Below are 24996 nucleotides of genomic sequence, written 5' to 3' on the forward strand. Positions count from 1 at the left end.
CACAACTTCCCCTTAGACTTGGCATCTGCCGAAGCGGCTCCTGTTGCAATCAGCGCTCCTGCTATCAACGGTTAATCCTTGCCCTAGTCAACTGAACTGAAAATTAAATAAAACAAAAAGCGCTCTCCATCAAGGAGGGCGCTTTTGATTCTCAGTAATTACGCACAGGCAACGGAAAATCTAACCACAGAGGACGCAGCGAAAAGTCGGAGCACCGGCTTCCAGCGTACACCGAAGGGGTTGCCGCAGGCATCTGAACTTTTCAAGACAGAGGACACGGAGGAATAAGAGTTTCAGAGAGTTTTTGCGTAAGTCCTAATACTATTTCTTTGTGAGACTACCCCAAATTTTCTTTCTTTGTGGCCTTCTCTGACGAGACGCTGCGCGAATGCGCCCTTTGCGGTAGCCTGCGGCAAGCCGCTCCGCGTCTACGTTTCTCATATAGTTTGCTTTTCTTGGTGCCATTGGGTACAAAGTATATGAAATTTAACTATATACAGATATGTGAATTTTTCGTGAGGTAGTTATAAATTTTCATGTTAGTGTACTCGATAATCATAGTATGAAAAGCTAGTACTGATTGGACAGTATGACTCGTAGCCCAGGTAGAAAAATTGAAGAAAAAAGCCACTTTGAGCTGTGGCCGATTTTTAAAAATCACATTCTGTCAATTTTTAATGTTCCGAACGTCAAGGAGCAACCCAGAGTAATTGTTGAACTCGGCTGCGGTAATGGTCTACTGCTACAACAAATCTACTTGTGGATTCAAGAACATAGTCTTGGCGGTAATGTCTTGGATGAGCGCGATGTGACACTAATTGGTATTGAGCAATGCCCGGATTTAATTCGGACTGCGACTCGTAACCTTGCAGATATTCCATCTGCTCATGTCATTTCAATGCCTTTGAATTGCCCAGGACAGATATTGCGTGAACTGGAAGGTCGAATAACTGCGAACAAGCAAGATATCTTGTTTGTTCAATCTGTTTGCCATCTCAAAGATGAAGAATCTAACTTGACCGACATCAGGGACGTAACTGAATGTAATAAACAGATGTTGAGTGAGTGGAGCAACGTCGTGGGTCGTCACGGACTGATGATTTGCCAATCTCACCCTGTCTTGCTGCAATTGACTAAGGACATCAATTATTTAAGCCACGATTTCAAGAACTTGCCAAAGGAGGCAGTTCCCAAAACTAGTGGTGTCAGTGCTGAATCTTTGCTGATGCTGGCAGCTAATGTTGGGTTGTTCCCGGCTAGCCAACTGACACCAACTGATACATCGGTAGTGCATTTTCAGAAAGCTGACTATCGCATTCGCCACACTCGCACATCAGATTTGCCTACACTATTGCAACTGGAAAAGGAATGTTGGTCGATTGAGTTGCAAGCTACATCTACCAACTTGGTCGATCGCCTGAATAATTATCCTGAAGGACAGTTAGTGCTGGAGTTGCCCGAATCCGATAATAACTACAAAGTCGTCGGGGCTATCTACTCACAGCGCATTGAAAGTGCCGATCTAATTCAAAGCATAACCGCAGATCGAGTATCTGAGTTACATTCCTCTGATGGTTCTATTGTCCAATTGCTGGCGGTAAACATTCTTCCCGGAGTTCAGGAAAGGAGACTTGGGGATCAGTTACTGGAGTTTATGCTTCAGTGGTGCAGCCTAATCGATGGTATCGAGTCTGTGGTGGCGGTCACGTTGTGCAAGGAGTTTCATCGCCACGAGTTTTCCTTTGAAGAGTACATCCGGCAGCGCAATGTCCGTGGTAAGTTAATAGATCCAATTTTGAGGTTTCACGAACTGCACGGCGCTAACATTGAGCGTATTGTGGAAAATTATAGACCATTGGATCGAAACAATCAGGGGTATGGGGTACTCGTGCGCTATGCAATTCATCAGCGTAGACGCGACGATGGACGAATTAAGAACGCAACAAAGCGGGATGCTGAATCACAAGTATGGGACACCGAATTGGCTACTGCATTTTTGGAAGCGACGGTTCAGTCCTGTCTAGGTGATGAAAAACGGAGTGGATACAAGTTTGACCGTCCCTTTATGGAGATGGGTTTAAATTCAGTGGATTTGCTGATTCTCAGCGAACAAATTAGCGATCGCTTCGGGCTGATTTTAGACCCTGGCTTTTTCTTCAGCTACACCACACCAGAAAAGGTGTTGATGTTTCTGAAGAAGCAAACACTCTCGGTAACCCAGAATCAAAATGTCGTCTCCCCATTCGTCGCCCCTACAGATACCTTATTGACAACTACTCCCAAATCTGCTGGCTCCTGGCCAACCGAAGCAACCGACTCGGATGACGCAGTTGCCATTGTTGGGTTAGCCTGTCGGCTCCCCGGTGGCATTAACAATCCAGAATCGCTGTGGAATCTCCTCAAAAACGCTGGTTCAGTGATGGAGAAACTTCCAGAAGGACGTTGGCAATGGCCCAGGGACATCGACCCAGAAGGCAAGCACCAAGGTATCGATTGGGGTGGTTTTTTATCCCAGATCGATTTGTTTGACGCTGGCTTTTTCCGCATCTCAGCGATCGAAGCTCAAAGCATGGATCCGCAACAGCGAATCCTCATGGAATTAGCTTGGCAAACACTAGAAAACGCTGGCATCACTGCCAACAAAGTTGCTGGCAGCACTACGGGAGTTTTTGTAGGTGCTAGTGGCTCTGATTACTGTCGGGTAATGGATCGGGTGGGTATTTCCATAGAAGCGCACGTTGCAACAGGCACGTCGTTGGCGGCGCTAGCAAATCGCATTTCTTACTTTTTTGACTTGCGAGGCCCAAGCATCGTCATTGATACAGCGTGTTCCAGTTCGCTGATGGCAGTGCATCAGGCTGTTCAATCTATTCGAGCAGGTGAGTGCTTACAAGCACTTGTGGGCGGCATACATATCATGAGCCATCCGGCTAACAGTATTGCATATTACAAGGCTGGGATGTTGGCCCATGATGGCAAGTGCAAGACATTTGACGATCGCGCAGACGGATATGTTCGCAGCGAAGGCGCTGTGATGTTTCTGCTCAAACAATTGCCTCAGGCAAAAGCAGATGGCGATCTAATTTATGCGACGATTAAGGGGTCAGCCGCAAATCATGGTGGACAATCCGCCGGCCTCACCGTACCGAATCCCCAACAACAGGCAGCACTCTTAACCAATGCCTGGAAAGCCTCTGGTGTAGCTCCTAACACCATCAGTTTTATCGAAGCCCACGGAACGGGCACAGCCTTAGGAGATCCCATTGAAATCCAGGGAATTCAACAAGCTTTTTCAGAATGGAGTGAGACTCCCCAAGTCCCCATATCCTGCGGTCTGGGTTCCCTCAAAACCAACCTGGGGCATTTGGAGGCGGCTGCGGGCATAGCAGGTCTGCTGAAAGTCGTGCTATGCCTGCAACATCAAGAACTGCCAGCAACTAAGCATTTCGGACAATTGAACCGTCATATCGATCTATCAGGCAGCTCGCTTTATATTGTGGATCGACATCAGAAGTGGAATCGCCCCGACGAATCTATTCCTAGACGAGCTGGTGTAAGTAGTTTCGGCTCTGGAGGTGCAAATGCTCACGTTGTGGTGGAAGAATATGACGTAGGGTGCAGCGTTGAAAAGGTGGATGACCGAACTGCTAAACCTTTTCTTTTCGTGCTGTCGGCTCAAAATGATGCACAATTAAGGGATTATGTCAAGCAATTTGAGCAGTGGCTCAGTTCGCTCTCTGACGAGGAATGCTCCTTGGCAGAACTGACTAGGTTTGTGCAAAGCCACAGGCAGGCATTCGAGGAACGGCTGGCTGTGGTAGCCGCAAGTCGCGTCGATCTGGTTAATAAGTTGCGTCAATTCCCAGATATAGGCGAATCGGGTTTTCAAGGCAACATCAAGCATTCTAGTCGTGAGGTTAAAACTTTAATTCGGGGGACTCTGGGAGAACAGCTGATTCAAGGAGCGATCGCCGGGCGAGATTGGGAACAGTTGGCAACTCTTTGGGTCGCCGGAGTTTCCATAGATTGGTGTTTGCTGGATGGAAATGAATTGCCGACGGCATCCTCTAAACATTGGCGGTTATCCGTGCCCACCTATCCTTTTGCGAAGAATCGGTTTTGGCTTCCAAGCACAACGTCACTACAAGAATCGGCTTTGCCAGATGCCAATACTGTCGTGAAGCCAGAACAAGGTGATAAAGAGTCTGCTTCAGAGGCAAAACTGTTTACGTTGAAGCTGGTTTGGCAACCAGTAGACATTTCCAACTCTGGGAAATCTGACTCGAAGATGCCCGACGGGAAGACGGTAATTATTGGTGGCTCCCCTGAGCAAAAGCAGGTTTTACAAAGGTATTTTCCCCAGTGCGAATTCATAACCATCGCCACTGATGCAGATATCAACGATATTGTTGAGCAACTCAAGGTGCTGGGGCGGATTGCTCACATTATCTGGGTCGGAGGCAGTAATTCGGCCAGACATAACTTTCCTGAGAATCTTCTAATTAATCAAGGAAGCGAGCTTTTACAGATTTACCGTTTGCTCAAGGCGGCGGCGGTTATTTATGAAAACGAGGGGCTGCAATGGACTGTAATAACGCTACAAAGTCAAGGAGTCTTTTGGGGTGAAGATCCCGATCCTACCCAAGCGAGTATTCATGGATTTATTGGCAGTATAGCCAAAGAATTTCCCCAATGGAAATTTCGGCTGCTAGATATGCCTTCACCCGCAGACACATCATATAAATGGCCAGTGCCAGAAATGTTCGTCCCCTTTGATGCAGATGTGCGATCGCTGGCGTGGCGGGAAGGGATATGGGATAGACCAATCCTAGCAAAGCTATTTTTGTCAGAACTTAGTTCGCCAAGTGAAATTGGGGGGGAAAAGGAGAAAGGGGAAAGGGGAAAGGTTTTAAATTTCTTACCCTTTAACTCTTTGCCTTTACCCAGCCCTCATCCAGCAAAGATGACTTACCAGACCACTAATCGATCGGCTTATCGTGCCGGCGGTGTGTACGTAATCATCGGTGGTGCGGGAGGTTTGGGCGAGGTATGGAGCCGATATCTGAGCGAAAAATATCGAGCGCAGATCGTTTGGATTGGTCGCAGCCCATTGAATGAGACAATTCAGAAAAAACTAGAAGCGATCGCTAACTTGGGGCCAATGCCGAGATATATTTCCGCAGACGCAACAAGTCAGGAGGAACTTCAGCGCGCCTATGAACAGATTAAACACGAATTCGGCTCGGTGCAGGGTGTCGTTCATGCGGCGGTGGGAATTTTCGATCGCAGTTTCAAGGACACAGACGAAGCTAGACTTCGCACAGTTTTGTCTGCCAAAGTAGATGTGAGCGTGCGGCTAGCTCAGGTTTTTCACACCGAAGATTTAGATTTTGTTTTATTCTTCTCCTCCATTGAGGCGCTATCACAAAGCGGCGGACTGAGTGGTTATGCCGCAGGGTGCGCCTTTAAAGATGCCTTTTCCCAGTGCCTCGCCAACCGTTGGCACTGCCCAGTCAAGGTGATTCATTGGGGACACTGGGCCATCGGCACTGGAGACAGAATCTCCCAGGCATCTAAGACTCGCCTCAAACAACGCGGCATCGGACTTCTAGAGTCTAAGGAGTCGATGCAGGCGTTAGAGTTCCTAGTGAGCAACAATCGCTTGCATCAGCTGGCTTTAATTAAGAGCGCAAGTGTCGAGGCAATCGATTGGTACGACGAGGGCGAATTTGTTGTTAGCTTCGAGGAAATTGCACCGTCAGTTATCCACGAGATTCGGCATATCAATGTCGCGCCAAACCAATCGATGGAACAACTACAGGTCGATGGCATCTTTCAATGCAAACAAATGCAGCCGCTTTTAATCCGTTTGCTGCGAACTAGCCTCAATGGACTCAATCTGTATTCCTCTGGTAGTGTACCCGACTTCTACACCAAATGGCTGGCAGCTAGTAAATCGATTCTTGCACAAAACGAAGCGGGGGCTGGACTCGAATCCCCCAACATAGTTTGGCAAGCTTGGAAAAAGGCTAGGGACAACTGGCCAGAAGCCGACAGCAAACAACGGGCGTTTTCCTTAGTTGAGAACTGCGTTCGGGCGTTACCAGAAATTTTATCCGGTCAGAAGCGAGGGACAGACAGCCTGTTCCCGAATGGTTCCCTACAGATTGTCGAAGGTATTTATCGTGACAATTCTGTTGCGGATTATTTTAACGAAGTGTTGGCAAAATCGCTGCGATCGGCCATCGAGGCGCGGTTGAAGCACGAACCACGCACGAAGCTGCGGATATTAGAAATTGGTGCGGGAACAGGTGCAACCACAAAAGCCGTACTGTCCAAATTAGCCGGACTTGAGGATAGCATCAGCGAATACCGCTACACCGATATCTCTAAAGCATTTCTTTTGCACGCCCAAGAGAAATTCATCCCTGACTATCCGTTTGTGGAAATCGGCATCTTTGACGTTGAACAGCCGTTGGCAGCACAGGAAATTGCCACAGGTACTTATGACTTTGCCATCGCCACAAACGTGCTGCACGCAACTCGTAACATTCGGCAAACGCTACGGAATGTCAAGGCTTGTCTGCGGACTAATGGTTTGATTTTGCTCAATGAGCTTTGCGAGCAAACGCTGTTTGGTCATCTCACATTTGGGCTATTGGAGGGATGGTGGCGACATGAAGACCCAGAATTGCGAATTGACGGCACGCCGCTGTTGTCAGTGGACTCTTGGGAGCGAGTGCTGCAAACAGAAGGGTTTCAATCTCCCTGGTTCCCGGTGGCGATGGCGCGATCGCTCGGACAACAGGCGATCGTCGCCGAGAGTGATGGACTGGTGCGACAGAATTGCACGTCAGTTGGTAATGCAACTTTCACTGTTAAAAGTGGTTCTCCCATCAGCAGTATAAATGCTATCGATGAATCAGATGATACCAGCCTCCGCCAAAAAGCCACCCGGTTTTTCCAGCAACTGATAGCCAAAATACTCCGGATGAACCCAGAGCAGATCGAAGCTGATGAGCCGTTCCAGAGTTATGGAATTGATTCCATCTTAGTTGTGCAGATTACAGGGGCGCTACAAGAAAAATTTGCAGGAATTCATAGCACGTTACTTTTTGAAGTGCAGACCCTTGGTGAACTAGTCAACTACTTCCTTGAGTACCGCCGCTCGGACTTGATGGCGCAGCTAAGTAGTAATGGAGAATCCGTCGCTACACTAGCTGCAAATACAGTAAGTGAATTTAAGGATGTCGAACCAGTAAATGCGATCGTTGCTACTCATACTTCCCAATTAGCTGCTCGGCAAAGAAGCAATAGAACAGATGCGATCGCCATCATTGGCATGAGCGGTCGCTATCCGATGGCTAACGATCTGTCCACCTTTTGGGAGCGACTAAAAGCCGGAACCGACTGTATTTCTGAAATTCCGCGCGATCGCTGGTGTTGGGAAGATTATTTTCATCCTCATGTCGAAGAGGCAATCGAACTTGGCAAGAGCTATTGCAAGTGGGGCAGCTTTCTGGATGATGCCAAGGAATTCGACGCCCAGTTTTTCGGTATTTCCCCGCACGAAGTGGTAAATATAGACCCCCAAGAGCGAATTTTTCTTCAGGCGGCGTGGGAAGCATTGGAAGATGCCGGTCACACCAGGCAGATGCTAGAATCCCAATACCAACAGCAAGTGGGTGTATTTGTTGGCGTTACTAGAACTGGATTCGATCTCTACGGCCCCGAACTTTGGAAACAAGGTAAGATTGGACACCCCCACACATCTTTTAGTTCCATCGCCAATCGCTTATCGTATTTTCTGAATCTTCGCGGGCCCAGTATGCCCATCGATACCATGTGTTCTTCGTCACTCACAGCAGTGCATGAAGCTTGCCAACACCTGCTGAATGGTTCAGTGCAACTTGCCTTTGCTGGCGGTGTCAATCTCTATCTGCATCCATCCAGCTACAACATTCTGTGTGCTAGCAAAATGCTGTCTAAAGATGGTCGTTGCAAGAGTTTTGGCAACCACGGCAATGGTTTTGTTCCCGGCGAAGGTGTGGGTGTGGTATTACTCAAGCCCTTGTCTCAAGCAATGGCCGATGGCGACAACATCTACGCCGTAATTCGTGGCACTCATGTCAATCATGGAGGTAAAACCAACGGCTATACAGTGCCCAATCCCAAAGCACAGGCAGAACTAGTGTTTGAGGCACTAGAAAAGTCTGGGGTTGATGCCAGAGAAGTGAGCTACATCGAAGCGCATGGAACGGGAACTGAACTTGGCGATCCCATTGAAATTGCCGGTCTGACTAAGGCGTTTCAACAACATACTCCAGACACAAGCTTTTGCGCCATAGGCTCTGTCAAATCCAACGTTGGTCATCTGGAGGCGGCCTCTGGAATCGCGGGTTTGACCAAAGCGATCTTGCAACTCAGGCACAAGCAACTCGTTCCCAGTCTGCACGCTGACGAACTTAATCCGAATATCGACTTTCCTCAGACACCGTTCTATGTGCAGCGTCATCTTCAGCATTGGCCGCAACCGATGGTGGAAGTAAACGGAAATACGAAAACTGTCCCTCGCATCGCTGGCGTATCGTCCTTTGGGGCTGGCGGTGTCAACGCCCATGTTGTTGTGGAGGAATATGACCAGGAGCCAACGAGTGAGTCCGAAATTGATGACGCACCAGTATTAATACTGCTATCGGCGAGAAATAACGTGCGTTTAGCTGCATACGCCAAGAAACTGCATCAGTTTCTAGAAGCAGGGGCGGTGAATCTCCAGAATCTAGCTTATACCTTGCAAGTGGGGCGTGAGGCACTACAGTCGCGGATTGCCATAATCGTGTACTCGCAATCCGATGCCATGGCCAAACTTGATGCTTTTATTCAAGGTAAATCCGATATTGATGACTGCTATGTAGGGCAAGCTGGTAAAGATAAAACGACAGTTGTCAATTGGAATTCTGACCCCGATTTGCTCAAACAAATAACAACTTGGACTGAACAGGGCTGTTACCCTCGTCTAGGGGAACTATGGGTCAAAGGCGTAAATATTGATTGGTCAAGGCTTCGTCGCACATCCACCATTTCCCCCCGGCGAATTTCGCTGCCAACCTATCCTTTTGAGAGAAAACGGTATTGGTTGGCACTGGAAGGCAACAATTCTAGCCAGATTACCCCTACATTAAATATGCAAAGGGCAAGCGGCGAACAAAGTAGCAAAGCCATTAATTTAAACGACCAACAGCAGACGGTAGATTTACCTAAAAATAGGAAATTAATTACTTTGGTGGATGCTGACAAAGTTCAGCGCGACAGAATTAATCGCCAAAATCGACAACCGATTCGCCTGAGGGATCCAGCCGAACTGATATCGCAGACCAAAGTAACGTCATCTTTTCTCAGTGTTTCCCCCGAAGGTGAGGGAATAGTGGAAATCAGGATCGCTGCCGCCCATCGTCCCTTAGATGCTTCCAGGCTCAGTACTGAGTTAAGGGATAAGATGCCCGACGAAGTGCGTGTTTTATTGCTAGTTGACGATGGCGGCTTGTTTTCTGACAGCACAACTCACGACGATGTGCCCGTGATGCGGGCGTTAATTGGTTTTCTTTTGGAGTTGGAATTACCTGTCATTGCGTTACTTAAAAGTGATATTCGCGGATTGGGTTGGAACTTAGCTAGCCTCTGTGATTTCCTCATTTTCCGTGAAAGCGGTCAGTTTGGTCACCGAGGTTTGAGCGATGGCGATCGCTCGATAGTCGAGGAGCGATTTGGCAAATCATTCGCGTCTCTATTTTTTGCTGTGCCACATCTGTGTAGTGGACAAGCATTGGTAGAAATGGGTCTGGACTGCCTGGTTGCTGCCGAAGATCGACTCGACGATCTTGCCCGCCATCTCGCCGATGGAATTTCTCACTCACCGCAACCATCGCTGATTGAATTAAAAAAACAGCTATCACGTAGCGTCCAAAGCCTGGTACGTCGTGCCTATTTCCCGTCTCCAGCCAATAGCAGTATCGAGTTGAGCAGCGTGTCGGTAGTTCCATTCTTTACCCACCAGGATCTAAAAAGAATGGAGGAAGAAAATCACCAATGGCTTGACAATCCGACCTTAGTGGCTACGTACTGCGATGTAGTCCACGTCCATAGATTTGGCAACGGTGTTGTGCAGGTTACACTTGCCGATACAGCCAATAAAAATATGTTCTCCAACGCTTTTAGCGAAGGATTAACTCAAGCGTTCAAGCATATTGCAAGTGTACCCACTTATAAAGTCGTCGTACTTATTGGTTACAATCAATACTTCGCCTGTGGTGGAACAAAAAGCGGCTTGCAAGATATATATAACGGCAGGGCGCGATTTACCGACAACGATATTCACAGCCTGCCCCTGCGATGTCATTTACCTGCGATCGCCGCCATGCAGGGTCACGCCATCGGGGGCGGTTGGTCATTAGGGATGTTCTGCGACGTAAATATATTCAGCGAAGAAAGCATCTATCAAACTCCTTATATGCAATACGGCTTTACCCCTGGAGCCGGATCGACGCTGATTTTTCCCGCACGCTTGGGGCCAAACTTAAGTCGTGAAATTTTGTTTGCAGGACGAGAATACAAGGGAGCCGAGTTAAAACAACGGGGTATCTCAATGCCTGTGCTTCCTCGTAACCAAGTTCTTGGTTATGCCCTGAAGCTGGCTCATCATCTCGCCAAGTTTTCTAAAAACGAGCTGGTTCAGCGAAAAAACCAGGCAACCGCAAGGCTAAGGGATTTATTGGACACATTTCACACGCAAGAGTTGGCAATGCACGAGAAGACATTTGTTGGTCAATCCCAAGTGCTGAAAAACATTCACGAACGTTTCGATAAGGGCATTCAACTAGGAACTGGGGACTGGGAAGATAAATCTGTGGATTCAGCCCCCAACCAACTCGTTATCCAGACACTCAAAGAAACCATCGCGGCGGAATTGTTTTTAGAACCGGAGGAAATTGACGAAGATACAAAGTTTGTCGATCTGGGGCTAGATTCCATCTCTGCGGTCATGTGGATCAAAGGCATCAACGCTAAGTTCGCCCTGTCTCTCCCCGCCACGAAGGTTTACAGCTATCCAACTTTGCGAGAATTCGCCAACTACGTACAGCAGTCTAGCAACGTCCTCAATAATTTGAACGAGCAGACAGCCACTCCCGAAACGACGATAATTGGCGATCGCGTTGAGAATGCCCCGATGCCATCAAACAGAGAGTTACCCTCATCGCCATCGATTCTGAATGTCCTCACCGAATCTCTGGCGGAAGAACTATTCATGGAAGCAAGCGACATCGACGAAGAAGCGAAGTTTGTTGACATGGGGATGGATTCCATTACTGCGGTGACGTGGATGAGGAAGATAAATCAATTATTTGGATGTTCGTTGCCAGCAACGGATGTTTACAAATATCCCACACTCAGCGACTTTGCCCGCAACATTGAGCAAACCGTTGCCAAAATGCAGCCCAACAATGCTGCGGTGGCACTTCCCCCCCAAACAGCGTCCACTCACCAAAAAAGTGCTGAGTTAGAAATCAGAAAAAATACATCGTTGCTTCAATCCCCTAGTTTTAACGATGGGGTACAACTGGACACTCAGCAAGAACTAAAGTCCCCGACATTACTCAGCACTACTGAAATACCAAAGCAGTCTTTGTCTACCCCTGACAGAAATTCTTATAAGAGTAACGCCATCGCCGTTATCGGTATGGCAGGCCGATTTCCCCAAGCGAAAAATTTAGCAGAGTTCTGGGAGAACATCGCCAACGGCAAAAACTGTGTCTCGGAAATAGCAAGCGATCGCTGGAATCTTGCTGATTTCTATGACCCGGATAGAAATGCGGCAAACAAGACATACTGCAAGTGGATGGGTGCGCTGGAGGATATCGATCGCTTCGATCCCCTCTTTTTCCATATTTCCCCACGGGAAGCAGAATTCATGGATCCCCAGCAAAGGCTGTTTCTCCAAACTAGCTGGCACTGCATTGAAGATGCGGGATATAACCCCACATCCTTTGCAGGCAGCAAGTGTGGCGTATTTGTCGGCTGCGAAACGGGAGACTATGGAAAGATTGTGCAGCGATATGAATTAAACGCTCTCGGATTGCTAGGCTCTTCTGCGGCACTACTCCCCGCAAGGATATCTTATTTCCTCAATCTCCAGGGCCCTTGTATGGCCATTGATACAGCCTGCTCTGCATCCCTAGTTGCCATAGCTAACGCCTGCGACAGCCTAGTATTGGGTCACTCCGATGCAGCCTTGGCTGGAGGAGTCTACGTAATTTCCGGGCCAGAAATGCACGTTATGATGAGCAAGGCTGGTATCTTGTCACCCGATGGCAGATGTTTCACCTTCGATCGCCGTGCTAACGGCTTTGTACCGGGGGAAGGTGTGGGTGTTGTGTTACTCAAACGCCTTGCCGATGCCGAAAAAGACGGTGATGACATCTACGGCGTGATTCGAGGCTGGGGGGTGAATCAAGACGGCAAGACCAATGGAATTACAGCCCCTAACGGACAGTCACAGCAACGATTACACAAAGAAGTCTACCAACGGTTTCAGATTCAGCCAGCAGACATTCAACTGGTTGAGGCGCACGGTACAGGGACGCGACTCGGCGATCCAATTGAGGTAGAAGCTTTATGCGAAACCTTTCGTGAGTTCACCAATAAAGAAAAGTTTTGTGCCATCGGGTCGCTCAAAAGCAACATCGGTCATCTCGCCACCGCCGCAGGGGTGGCTGGGCTAATCAAAGTGTTGCTTGCCATTAGGAATAAAAAACTCCCGCCCACAATCAACTATGAATCGTTAAACGAACACATCAATCTCGATCGCTCTCCGTTTTACATCAATACAGAATGTAGAGACTGGATTGTGGATACAGAACCTCGGCGTGCTGCCATCAACTGTTTTGGCTTTAGCGGGACGAACGCACACATGGTGATTGAGGAATATGTTAATCAAAGCGATGGACATCCAGCCATCACAGATGTTGCACCCGCTCAACAGTATGCGATCGTTCTTTCCGCTAGGAACGAACAGCGCCTATGGGAATATGCACAACAACTGCTAAAACACCTGGAATCACAAACGCAACCACAGCCAACGACCTTGGGATATCGGCTATGTGACCTGGCGTACACATTACAAGTGGGGCGCGAACCGATGGATGCCCGTGTAGGATTTGTTGCTGACACCTTGACTGAAGTCAGACAAAAGCTGCGCCGCTTTCTTGACCGCAGTCAGTCTCCTCCCCTGAGGAGTTTTGATGGTATCTATTGTGGCTTAGTTGGATCGGATTCCTCGGATTTTATAAAATTTGCTGCTGATGCTGACATTGTGACGACGACTAATTCTTGGTTGTCTCAAGGAAAATACTCCCAAGTAATGGAACTATGGGTGCGGGGTGCTACCATTGACTGGACGCAGATTTATACCACTGGTGTAATAACCCCGCAGCGGATTCACCTACCAACCTATCCATTTGCCAGAGAACGTTACTGGATTGGCCAAGACATGGGAAAGATGGCGGATTTATCGCTCAAAAAATCAGAATTTGCCCATGCTCTCGACTCAGCCAGTCAACTGGAGTGGACTCTTGAAGCACTTCCAGAAAACATTCCGTGGAGCGATCGCTTTGCTCATTATCAAGACCAAAAAATCCTCATCGTCTACGCCAGCGACGAGGACAAGGAAGGAATCTGTAGTCTTGTGAGAAAAATTGAGGCTTCTGTTGGGCTGGAGCGATCGCTAAACTTGCAATGTCTTAGCTTCCACGCACTCGCTACTATTTCCATTGGGCAATCATTCGATGTTGTCCTTGCCTTGGAATCTAAAAATGATACCACAGGCAATTATTTTGAAATCCTTGGCGAATGGTTAAAATCCCAGCAAGGATTGTTTGATACATATTATCTAACTGCCAAACCTTTGGTATTGGCAGATAAACAAAATGACACGGCGACGGTTGGCATTTCAACATCGCTCTCTAACAATTGTCGAATCATTAGTGTGCAGCAGGGTACATCCTGTACAGAGAAGTATCAGCTTCTCCTGCGGGAATGGTTGAGCCGCAACCCATTGGATCAAGAGCCGAGAGAGTTGGAACGGGTACGCTACGATGGAGTCGAACGATTGATCTTGCGTCGCCCTAAATACCAGCCTGTAGACTCTGGGGAGAAATCAAAGCCCTTTTATTCGATCCAGAAAAAGTGGAAACAAAGCGCTGTTACACCGACAAAAACTTTGTCTTTTCAAGGCGAGATGCTGATTTTGGTAAACGAAGAAACCGCCGATTTGGGGCGACGTTTATTCAATCAACAACAGGCTGTGATTGTCTATTGTGCAAATCATCACAGTGACCGAAATCGTCAAATATCGGCACAAATACTTGATTTTAGCGATTCTTCCTGCGGATTGGAAAGTGCAAAGACGATCCTTTCCTCACTTGAGCGAATTCGCATCGTTGTAGATCTCAGCGCTCTCTACCAAAGTTCTCAGGATGGCGATGGCGATGCACTGGGAAAAATTGCGTTTTATCAACAGCTGATAGCTGTCAGTTCCGATTTGGATATACTATATGTCACAAAGGGGTTGCAGCATTTTTGCTCAGATACAATTAGTCTTGCCGGAGCAAAACTCGCCGGATTGATTAAGGTACTGAGTGCCGAACACGCATACGTCACATCTCGACATATCGATATTGATGCAGCAATACTGCAAAATCCAGGGTTGCTCGAACAGGCACTAACTCAGGAGCTTACCGCTAACCTGGAAGAAACAGAAATTTGCTATCGCCAGCAACAACGGTTCGTCCCATACCTGGAAGCTGAACTTGCACAACCAAGGGCGGATTTATCGATTCGTAGCGACGGAGTTTATGTGATCAGTGGCGGAACGGGAGGAATCGGGCTGGAAATAGCTGATTATCTCGTAGCTAAAGGTGCGAGGAAACTCGTCTTGATGGGACTGAATGCCTTACCACCCAAAACAAAATGGAGGAACGAAGGCGAAGAATATTCCGAACACTTAAAGGTGAAACTTGGCAAGCTAGCCTCGCTACATCGCCAGGTTGAGCATTTGAGTATATATACGGAATCGTTAACCGAACCTCAGCAGTTAGCAAGCTTCTTTGCTGAAATTCGCCATCGGGTTGGTTCCATCAGTGGTGTAATTCACAGTGCTGGTATCACTTCTGACTTCAAAAAGCCCGCTTTTGTAACCAAAGATTTCGCTGGCATAGCTGCCGTCCTCGAACCCAAAGTCGCAGGACTCGAAGCACTTGCCAGGGTTTTTGCAAACGACACCCTCGACTTTTTCGTTGCCTTCTCTTCATTGACGGGATTAATCCCTCGGTTTGCCAAGGGAAGTTGCGATTACGCCTTGGCAAATGCTTATGTTGACTGGTTCATGGCTTATCAAAACATTCAATTGCATAAACAAGGCTATAAGTCAATCACCTGGGTGGACTGGCACGAAACTGGAATGGCAGCACGGGCCCCTTCATGTATCTTTAACGCCATGCAGAACAATCTTGATAAAATTGGCTTGTTTACCCATTCCAACCAAGTTGGTAAGGAATTATTTGAACTGGCGCTTCAGCAGCAGAAAGCAGCCTGGGTTCTGAATACTGAGCTAGACCCAACAAAGTTTGGTGAAGCTGCTCCCACGCTGCTTTTGGCGCGCCATCGCTCTGCCAGCAATTCTCACACTGAGGTTTCAAGCATCCAGCACCACATCGAACAGTGGGAAGCTCTGGTTCATAAGCAAGGATTCATTGCCCCAGAATGCGTCACAAATATCATCAGTTTGTCAGAAATCAAAAAGCTCGAACCGCAACTGATTCAACGCATTTATCGTTTGTTGTTTCCCCAAACTACTGCCAAAGCTTTGGACAACAACAACCATAAAGCGATCGCCTTCAACGCCGATGACTCCCAACCAAAGCAGCCGGAAGTACCCACCATCGACGTAATTCGACAGGTTGCCATGCAGGTTTTAAAACTCCAGGGAATCGATGACAACAAAAAGTTTCAAGATTATGGGCTAGATTCCATTTCGGCAACCCAATTGGCAATTAAGCTTGAGAAGCAGTTGGAGCGGGAGATTATGCCCCAGTGGTTGATTGATTATCCCACGATTACATTGCTGACTAGTCACTTAAGTACCTAGGCATAAGTTGTAAAAAGCATGACTACTTCCATCGAAGAACTGCTCGGTCTACAGCCCCCCACGGCAAACCGTGAAAAGGAAAGTAACAACCAAATTTCCTTCAGCTTGCTGTTTTTCTCCGACGTGAGGAAAGATGTGACGGACAAGCAGAAATATGAATTCGTGCGCGACATCACGGTGTTTGGCGATCGCGCCGGGTTTACAGCAATCTACATACCTGAACGACACTTCTACGAGTTTGGCTCTATTTTCGCCAATTCGGCGGTGATGGCATCCTATTTAATTCCGCAAACCACCAGAATTCGGTTTAGAACAGCTGGGATTTCCCTACCTCTGCACCATCCGGCTGAAATCGTCGAGTGGTGGGCGATGAATGATATATTATCTGGTGGACGAGTGGATCTTGGTTTTGGGTCGGGATGGAATAAACCGGATTTTATTTATGCGCCTGAAAAATATGCTGAACGACGGAAGATTTGTAGTGAGTGGATTCCTCTGGTGCAAAAGCTTTGGCGTGGCGAAACTGTCGCCTTTCCCGGCCCGGACGGTGAACTAATACCGATTGTGGTTTATCCACGTCCCCTGCAAAAAAAACTGAACGTCTGGCTGCTTGTCACAAAGAATGATGACGGGTTTTTCTGGGCAGGTCGTCAAGGCTATAACATTTTCACCATGCTCTACGGAAATAACTTTGAAGCCATGCGAGACAAGATCGCATTATATCGTCAGGGACGCAAGGAAGGGGGTCACGATCCCAAGGAAGGCATAGTGACTCTCATGCTACATACGTTGGTTCACGAAAGCCGTGACTTGGTGAATCAGGTTGTTGAATTACCCTTTAAGGCGTATATCAAAAGTTCTCTAGACGCCCACATACAAGCACTGGATGATAATGAAGGTGTCTCAGCGAAAGAGAAGGCCAAAATACTCGATTATGCATATCAACGGTATGTTAAAACAGCAGCTATTTTCGGCACCGTGGACGACGGCAGGAAAGTCATTGATGAAGCGATCGCCATTGGTGTTAACGATATCGCCTGCTTGGTTGATTTCGGGGTGGATTACTCCTTGGTAAAGGAATCGCTCTTCTATTTAGAACAATTGATTTCGCCTTATTTGCCATAAACATATTAATAAATATTAATTATGGATACGGAATACCAGCTCAAATGTATTGAAGAGGCATTTTATCGGGACTCAAGACAGTCGCTTCCTTCCAAACAACCACAATTGATTGAGCCGATCGCAATTGTGGGACTGTCCGGCTACTTGCCTGGTTGTATGTCCGTCCGTGAATTTTGGCAAGCTTTAGACACCGATTGTTCCTTAATTCAGGAAATCCCAAAAGAACGCTTTGATTGGCGCAAGTATTACGATGCAACGGGCAAAAATCCTGGAAAGACCCAGTGTAAATGGGGCGGCTTTATTCCAGATGTTGCCGGCTTTGACGCGCATTTCTTTAAGATTCTTCCCTTCGATGCAAAGCAAATAGACCCAAGGCAGCGGTTACTACTGATGTCGGTGTATCAAACTTTATGTGATGCTGGATACCCCCCCGCAACGCTGAAGAAATCCCGCACCGGAGTCTATGTTGCTCATCAGGACGATGATTATCTCCAGATATTGAATGAACGCGGCATCGATCCGGGTGAAGGGTACGGACAGGCATCGCTGCTGGCTAATCGAATCGCCTACTTTTTTGATTTTCGCGGCCCCAGCGAGATCGTGGATGCACAGTGCGCTGGTGCGGCAGTGGCTCTACATCGAGCTGTATCGGCACTGCGATCCGGTGAAATCAGTTATGCTATTGTCAGTGCCGCCAACTTGCTCTTACGACCGCAGCCTTTCTTGGCATTGTCGCGCACCAAGCAATTGAGCCGCACCAATTCCGTGAAGTCGTTTCAAGAAAACGCAGACGGACATTTACGGGCTGAAGGTGTTGTGAGTGTGATGTTGAAGCCCCTCACACAAGCCGAAGCAGACCGCGATTTTATTTATGCGCTGATATCGAATACGGCGGTTAACTTTTATGGTTAAGGGGGGACTTCGAGTGCTTCTCCGAACATAGAGAGTCATGTAGAGTTGATCGAGCGATGCTATCAAGAAGCTGGTATTGACCCGCGTGATGTCAGCTATATCGAAGCTCAGGGCATGGGAAATCGTCTTTCCGATTTGGCGGAGTGGGAAGCCTTTAATCGGGCGTTGCGATCGCTAGCCAAAGCTAGAGGCGTGACTTTGGATCTCCACTTTTGTCGAATTAGTACGCTCAAGCCTTTAATTGGGCACATGGAATCGACATCTGCTTTGGGGGCGCTGCTGAAGATCCTCCGCAGTTTGGAAACTGAGCGGATTCACAAGATTCTTGGCTTTTCTGGGGCGGATATGGCACTGGACACAGACAATCAGCCCTGTATTTTGGCCAGCGAGACATTACCTTGGAACAAAACGCACAAGCCGCGCCTTGCCGGACTGCATTCTTTTGGGATGAGCGGCAACAATGCTCATATTTTAATTCAGGAGTATCGTCCGTCAGAGAAAGAACATTCCCCGACTCAATCGTTGCCCGTTATTCAAGAGTTTCTCATCGTACTTTCTGCGAAAAGCGAGAAATCATTAACAGCCCTCGCCAGGGAACTCGACCAGTTTCTCGCCACTGCCTTAGTCCCTGATTTAAAGGACATTGCCCACACATTGTACAATGGGCGCGAACACATGGACTATCGAATGGCGATGGTCGTTTGCGATCGCCAACAATTGAGGGCTGCACTGCAATTCTATATCGAAGGGGTCAATGGCGTTGCGACGAAAACAGAAAATCCCAATGTCTTTATTGGCACAGTGAATTCTGCTCAAAAGCAAGATACTTCAAGTTTTGCCGGAATGCAAGGGATGGCGGCGGCGTGGGTGCAAGGCAGTGCAATTTCATGGGCGGAACATCCCGACGCTTGCCGAGTGCCACTTCCTGGTTATCCTTTTGACACACAGCGCTATTGGCTCGATGAAGATATACAGCACTCTTCATCTCTGGCGGCAATGCCTAAGACGGGTTTGGAGGAGTTTGCCATCGATGTGGGGCAATCCAGTGAAGACAACCTGCGTCGATATCTCACCTGTATTCTAGTGGAGTTCCTTGAACTACCACCAGATGAAATCGACGAGAATAAGCATCTGCAAGATTATGGCATCGATTCTCTTGTGGGAATGCGGGTGATTCGTAGTCTGTCAGAAACTTTCGACATCGAAGTTTTAGGTAGAGATTTGCTCCAGCATCCGACAATCCGATCGCTAGCAAAACACCTGAGTCAAAGAATCGATTTGGAGGCCAACAGCCCGAACTTTAATCCCCAGGTGAGTGAACCTGAAAATCGAGAGGTTGAAAATTTTCCGCTTTCGGAAGGCCAAAAAGGATTATGGGCGTTACAGAAGTCCTTTCCACTGATGACTGCCTACAATATTCCCTTGTGTCTTAAAATTCGCAACACCATCGACACTTCGATATTGTCAAAGGCTCTGAAGTCATTACTCAAACAGCATCCTGTTCTCGGCTATCACCTGTTTGAAAAAGACGGCATTCTCACACAAGGGCTAACCCCGGACACTGAAATCGGCATCAATACTGAAGATGTTTCAGTTTTTGATGAGCAAAGCATCCTATCTAAACTCAGAGAAAAGTCAAAACAGCCCTTCAATCTGGAGCAAGGCCCCTTAATCCGGGTGGATCTGCTGCAAAAATCTTCGACGCAAACCTATCTTTTGATTTGCGTACATCATATTGTGTTTGACGGTGGCTCCTTCCTGCCATTGGTTGATTCACTTTTTGATGCTTATCGCCGCTTACTGCACGGAGAATCGCCCCTTGCTGTGCCGATATCCACAACATATGAGGATTTCGTTCTCTGGGAGCGGCGGATGTTAGAGTCTGGCGCTTGGGAAAAACATCGCTCCTATTGGCGGGAGACACTTTCCGGCAACCTGCCAGTACTTGAACTACCCAGCGATCGCTCGCGGTCAAAAGCACAACTGTTTTCCGGCGCAGTTATTTCGACATCGATTGAATCGTCCCTGGCGGCTCAAATCCGCAGTTTTAGCAAAGCGCAACGAGTCAACCCCTCTACCATATTTCTGGCTCTGTTCAAAATCCTGTTACATAGATATACCAACTTGGATGACATCATCGTTGGGATGCCAAGTATGGGACGACCGCAAGAGCGATTTTCCTCGGTGGTTGGTTATTTTATAAATATGGTGGCCATCCGCAGCAAAAACTTCAGTCACCAGACATTCGCAACTTTTCTGGAACATCTCAAGTACACCATGTCCGATGGTCTTGACCACGCCACGGTTCCTTTTACAACTGTTGTGCGAGATATCGGCATTCTCCCCAATGCCATGGCCGCCCCCGTATTTCAAGTGGCGTTTGAGTATCAAAACGGTCTTGCACCCAGCGATTTGCAACACTTATGCAGTTCCTATGGCGACCTTTTCGATTTAGAAATTAACTTCGACATCCACCAGGAAGGTGAATACGAGCTGGTATTGGAGGTATTTGAAGCCGCAAATGGTTATCGAGTTAGTTTTAAATATAATCCGAGCTTATATGACGGCACAACGATTCAACAGATGCTCGGTCATTATTTGCAGTTGACTCAAGCGGCAATTTCAAATCCGAATGCCTTGGTACACAAGTACGAAATGATGGACGAGGCACAACGACGGTTGATTCAGTGGGATTTGAATGCAACTTCCGTGGAATATCCCAGCAATTGCGTTCACCAACTGTTTGAAGCTCAAGTGGAGAGAACTCCCAATGCTGTGGCGGTGGCTTGTGGTGAGGGGACTTTATCTTATGAAGAACTGAATCGCAAAAGTACAGCTTTAGCCAAATACCTACAGCAACAAGGAGTCCAGCCGGAAACCTTGGTTGCGGTTTGCGTCGAGCGATCGCTTGATATGATGGTGGCCTTGCTGGGGATTATGAAGGCTGGCGGTGCTTATGTGCCTTTAGATCCGCAATTTCCCAAAGAACGTTTGACTTATATGTTACGTGACTGCGGTGCGTCATTCCTCGTTACCCAGTCGTGGCTAAACAATCGAATCGGTTTCATCGACGCACAGTACATTAACCTGGATAAGCAATGGAAGGAAATCCAACAGGCTGCGGAATCAATAGAGCCTCTAAAATGTTTGGCAGGTCTGGGAAATCTCGCCTATGTAATTTATACATCGGGAAGCACTGGTAAACCAAAGGGAGTCGCCATCGAACATCGGGCGCTGACCAACTTTCTCTATGCGATGGCAGACCAAATCGGCAAACAGTTGGTGGCGGATTTTCTGGCAGTTACAACCTACAGTTTTGACATCGCCGCGCTGGAACTGTTTCTCCCCCTAATTCAGGGTGGGCGTTGCCTTATATGCGATCGCCATCAACTCAAAGATGTTGAGGTGATTAAGGCACAAATCCGGCGATGGAAACCGACTATTATGCAAGCTACACCATCCTTTTGGACTATGTTGCTCCAGTCAGGATGGAAAAATGACGAGAACTTAAAAATTCTCTGTGGTGGCGAGATGCTAAACGATTCCCTGCGATCGATGTTTGCCTCCATCGGCTGCGAAGTCTGGAATCTTTACGGCCCCACTGAAACCACAATCTGGTCGATGCTTGCGAAGATCCGACCCGGTGATTCAGTCACCATTGGTAAACCACTCGCCAATACCCGTGTCTATATCCTGGATGCCCACGACCAACTGGCTTTGATGGGTGTCCCCGGCGAACTTTGCATCGCTGGCGCGGGTTTGGCGCGGGGGTATTGGAACCAGCCGGAACTTACCGCCCAAAAATTTATCGATCATCCCCTAGAGGCGAATCACGGCAGCAAGTTGTATCGCACGGGGGATTTGTGCCGTTGGCTACCCAACGGCAACCTCCAGCATTTGGGTCGGTTGGATCTTCAAGTGAAGATTCGTGGATTCCGCATCGAACTGGAAGAAGTCGAACGCGAACTGAGTCGCCATCCCGCAGTAGGGGAATGTGCGGTTGTAGCAAAGGAACGCCAGAAAGTCCAGAGTCTCATCGGCTATTACGTTCCCAGGCAAAGCGACGAAAACAACTTGCCACAAAACTTCGATTTCATCACCCATCTCAAGCAGCGTCTCCCCGATTACGCGATTCCCACAGCATTCATCTCACTGGATCGCATACCTCTAACTGCCAACGGCAAGGTCGATCGAAAATCCCTCGCCAACCGAGAGGTTGCGATCCAACGTAAAACAGAGAAAGTAAATGCCAAAACTGAAACTGAGGCTATTTTGGCAGATATTTGGAAGAATGTGCTAAATGTCACCGATATTAGCATTAATGACGGATTCTTTGCTGCTGGTGGCGATTCAGTTTTGTCTGTGATTTTGGCGGATCGGATAGCGCGAAGATTTAATCGAGAGTTTTCGGTGACATCCTTGTTCAAGTATTCAACAATCCGAGATATTGCCGCTTATTTAGGAGACAAACAGGCTGAAAATCTGGGAGAAACTCCGTTACAAAATTTCATGTCTGCGTCCGATGAAGACGGGCAAGACCGAGTAGCGCTAGCCTTGGGTAACGGCAAAAACGCAGCACTGCAAGATAGTCTGGCCATCATTGGTATCTCTTGTCACTTTCCCGACGCCCCAAATCATTATCAGTTCTGGCAAAACATCTGTGCTGGCAAGGAAAGCGGGAAATTCTTTTCTGAGGAAGAACTACGCCAAGCTGGTGTTTCAGAAGACTCGATCCGCAATCCCTATTTTGTGGGAGTCCAGCGAACGATTGAAGGTAAAGGTAATTTCGATCCCGAATTCTTCAACATCTCGCCACGCAACGCCCTATTCATGGATCCACAATTCCGTTTGCTGCTGATGCACGCTTGGCGGGCGGTGGAAGATGCGGGATATGTGTCAAGCGACATCCCTCGTACTGGCGTGTTTATCTCCGCCAGCAACAGTGGTTACAACACCTTAGTTGACAAAGCTGGAATTATCGAAGCCACGGACGAATACACCGCTTGGATGTTGAGTCAGAGTGGCACGATTCCCACCACGATTTCTTATCAGCTAGGCTTGATTGGGCCTAGCGTATTTGTGCATACGAACTGTTCTTCATCGTTGGCAGCCCTTAGTGCCGCTTATCAAAGCCTCAGCCTGGGTCAGTGCGATTACGCATTAGTGGGCGCATCAACGTTGTTGCCTCATTCCGAGATGGGATATGTGCATCGTCCGGGTTTGAATTTATCCCGTGATGGTCACTGCCGAACCTTCGATGCGGCGGCTGATGGACTGGTTCCAGGTGAAGGGGTAGCGGTGTTATTAGTGAAAAAAGCTCCTTTAGCCATTGCCGACGGCGATCGCATTTATGCCCTGATCCAAGGTATCGGTATCAATAACGATGGCAGAGACAAAGCTGGCTTCTTCGCGCCCAGCGTGCGCGGTCAGTCCCAGGCGATTAGTATGGCACTGACTTCTACAGGTATTGGGGCAGAGACCATTGGCTATGTCGAAGCCCACGGCACTGGTACTAAGCTAGGCGATCCGATCGAGATTCAGGCGCTGTGCGACAGCTATCAAAAATATACCAACCAAAAACAGTATTGCGCCATCGGTTCGGTAAAGCCCAATATTGGGCACTTGGATACAGGGGCAGGGCTGGCAGGATGTATTAAAGTGGCGATGAGTTTGTATCACAAAAAGATTCCGCCGTCAATCAATTTTAGCCAACCAAATCCCGCCATTGATTTTGAGCGATCGCCCTTTTTTGTGGTGGATCGTCTGCGTGAATGGGAGGCAGCACCCTGGCCCCGTCGCGCGGCTTTGAGCGCCTTCGGCATTGGTGGAACCAATACCCACGCGATTCTAGAAGAATATTTGCCAAGTCCCAAGTTATTGCCAGAGAAACTCAATACTCCGGTTTTGATTGTGCTGTCGGCCAGGAAAGACGATCGTCTTAAAGAATACGTCGAATCACTGATTAATTATTTAGAACAGGGCATTGGCAAACCCAACGATTCCAGCGAAACCGAGTGGTTAATAAATCTTGCCTACACCTTGCAATGCGGTCGCCAGCCGATGGAGAGCCGTGTGGCCTTCATTGTCAGTAGCGTTGAAGAATCCATCGCTAAACTTTGCAGATTTGCTAATCACTGGCAAACTTTTGAGGGTTGCTATTTCGGTTCGCCATCTAGGGAGAATCAGATTCTCAAACTGTTTGCAGATGATGAGGACATGCAAGGATTATTGGCGCAGTGGCTAGTAAAACGGAATTTAGCCAAGTTAGCGCAGGTATGGATTCAAGGGGTGCAGGTGGATTGGAGTCAATTGTACTGCGATCGCTTGCCGTCCCGAATTAGCGCCCCCACATACCCTTTTGCACCAGAATATTATTGGCCGACCCCTAATTTTTCCTCTGTCAGCTTTTCGACAGTTACACCAAGCCAGGCGATCGATGGGTTGCAGCACAAAAATGTTTCGGTATCGGCGCAAAATTACAGCTACGAGTTCACCGGGGATGAATTTTTTCTAGCAGATCACCAAATCCGACACAATGGTTCTGGGAGAAAAGTATTGCCTGCTGTGGTGTACCTAGAAATGGTTCGCCGCGCTTTCTGGCAAAGTATCAGCCATTCGCTGCCAAAGCTAGAGTATCCAGTCAATGACAGTAAACCAGTAATTGTACTGAGTGATGTTGCTTGGGTGCAACCTTTCTTTGTTGACGAATCGCCAACAGCCCTAGAATTGAAATTTTTGGACGGGACGCTGAACCAAACGCG

The 24996-nt window shown here is 48.0% G+C and carries 3 protein-coding genes and 2 pseudogenes; all 5 read left to right on the plus strand.

Annotation, left to right across the window (positions count from 1 at the left end):
* Nucleotides 1-75 (plus strand): annotated as a pseudogene (locus GNE10_RS03725) (photosystem II protein D1); the annotation flags it as partial.
* 514 nt (nucleotides 76-589) lie between these two features.
* The gene (locus tag GNE10_RS03730; protein WP_185563708.1) at nucleotides 590-16198 is read left to right on the plus strand and encodes an SDR family NAD(P)-dependent oxidoreductase; all 15609 of its coding nucleotides are present in this window, start codon (nucleotides 590-592) and stop codon (nucleotides 16196-16198) included.
* 18 nt (nucleotides 16199-16216) lie between these two features.
* The gene (locus tag GNE10_RS03735) at nucleotides 16217-17323 is read left to right on the plus strand and encodes a MupA/Atu3671 family FMN-dependent luciferase-like monooxygenase (RefSeq protein WP_185563709.1); all 1107 of its coding nucleotides are present in this window, start codon (nucleotides 16217-16219) and stop codon (nucleotides 17321-17323) included.
* A 21-nt stretch (nucleotides 17324-17344) separates the two neighbouring features.
* Nucleotides 17345-18235: a polyketide synthase gene (locus GNE10_RS03740; protein ID WP_185563710.1), complete on the plus strand. Its 891-nt coding sequence runs from the start codon at nucleotides 17345-17347 to the stop codon at nucleotides 18233-18235.
* 21 nt (nucleotides 18236-18256) lie between these two features.
* Nucleotides 18257-24991, plus strand: a pseudogene (locus GNE10_RS36465) (amino acid adenylation domain-containing protein); the annotation flags it as partial.
* Nucleotides 24992-24996: the final 5 nt, after the last annotated feature.

This window comes from Nostoc sp. 2RC, from assembly GCF_014222165.1.
Lineage (GTDB): Bacteria > Cyanobacteriota > Cyanobacteriia > Cyanobacteriales > Nostocaceae > Nostoc > Nostoc linckia.

What these genes read in the sequence shown, in the direction of transcription:
- GNE10_RS03740 (WP_185563710.1), top strand. Translation starts at nt 17,345, where the DNA reads ATGGATACGGAATACCAGCTCAAATGTATTGAAGAGGCATTTTATCGG.
- GNE10_RS03730 (WP_185563708.1), top strand. Translation starts at nt 590, where the DNA reads ATGACTCGTAGCCCAGGTAGAAAAATTGAAGAAAAAAGCCACTTTGAG.
- GNE10_RS03735 (WP_185563709.1), top strand. Translation starts at nt 16,217, where the DNA reads ATGACTACTTCCATCGAAGAACTGCTCGGTCTACAGCCCCCCACGGCA.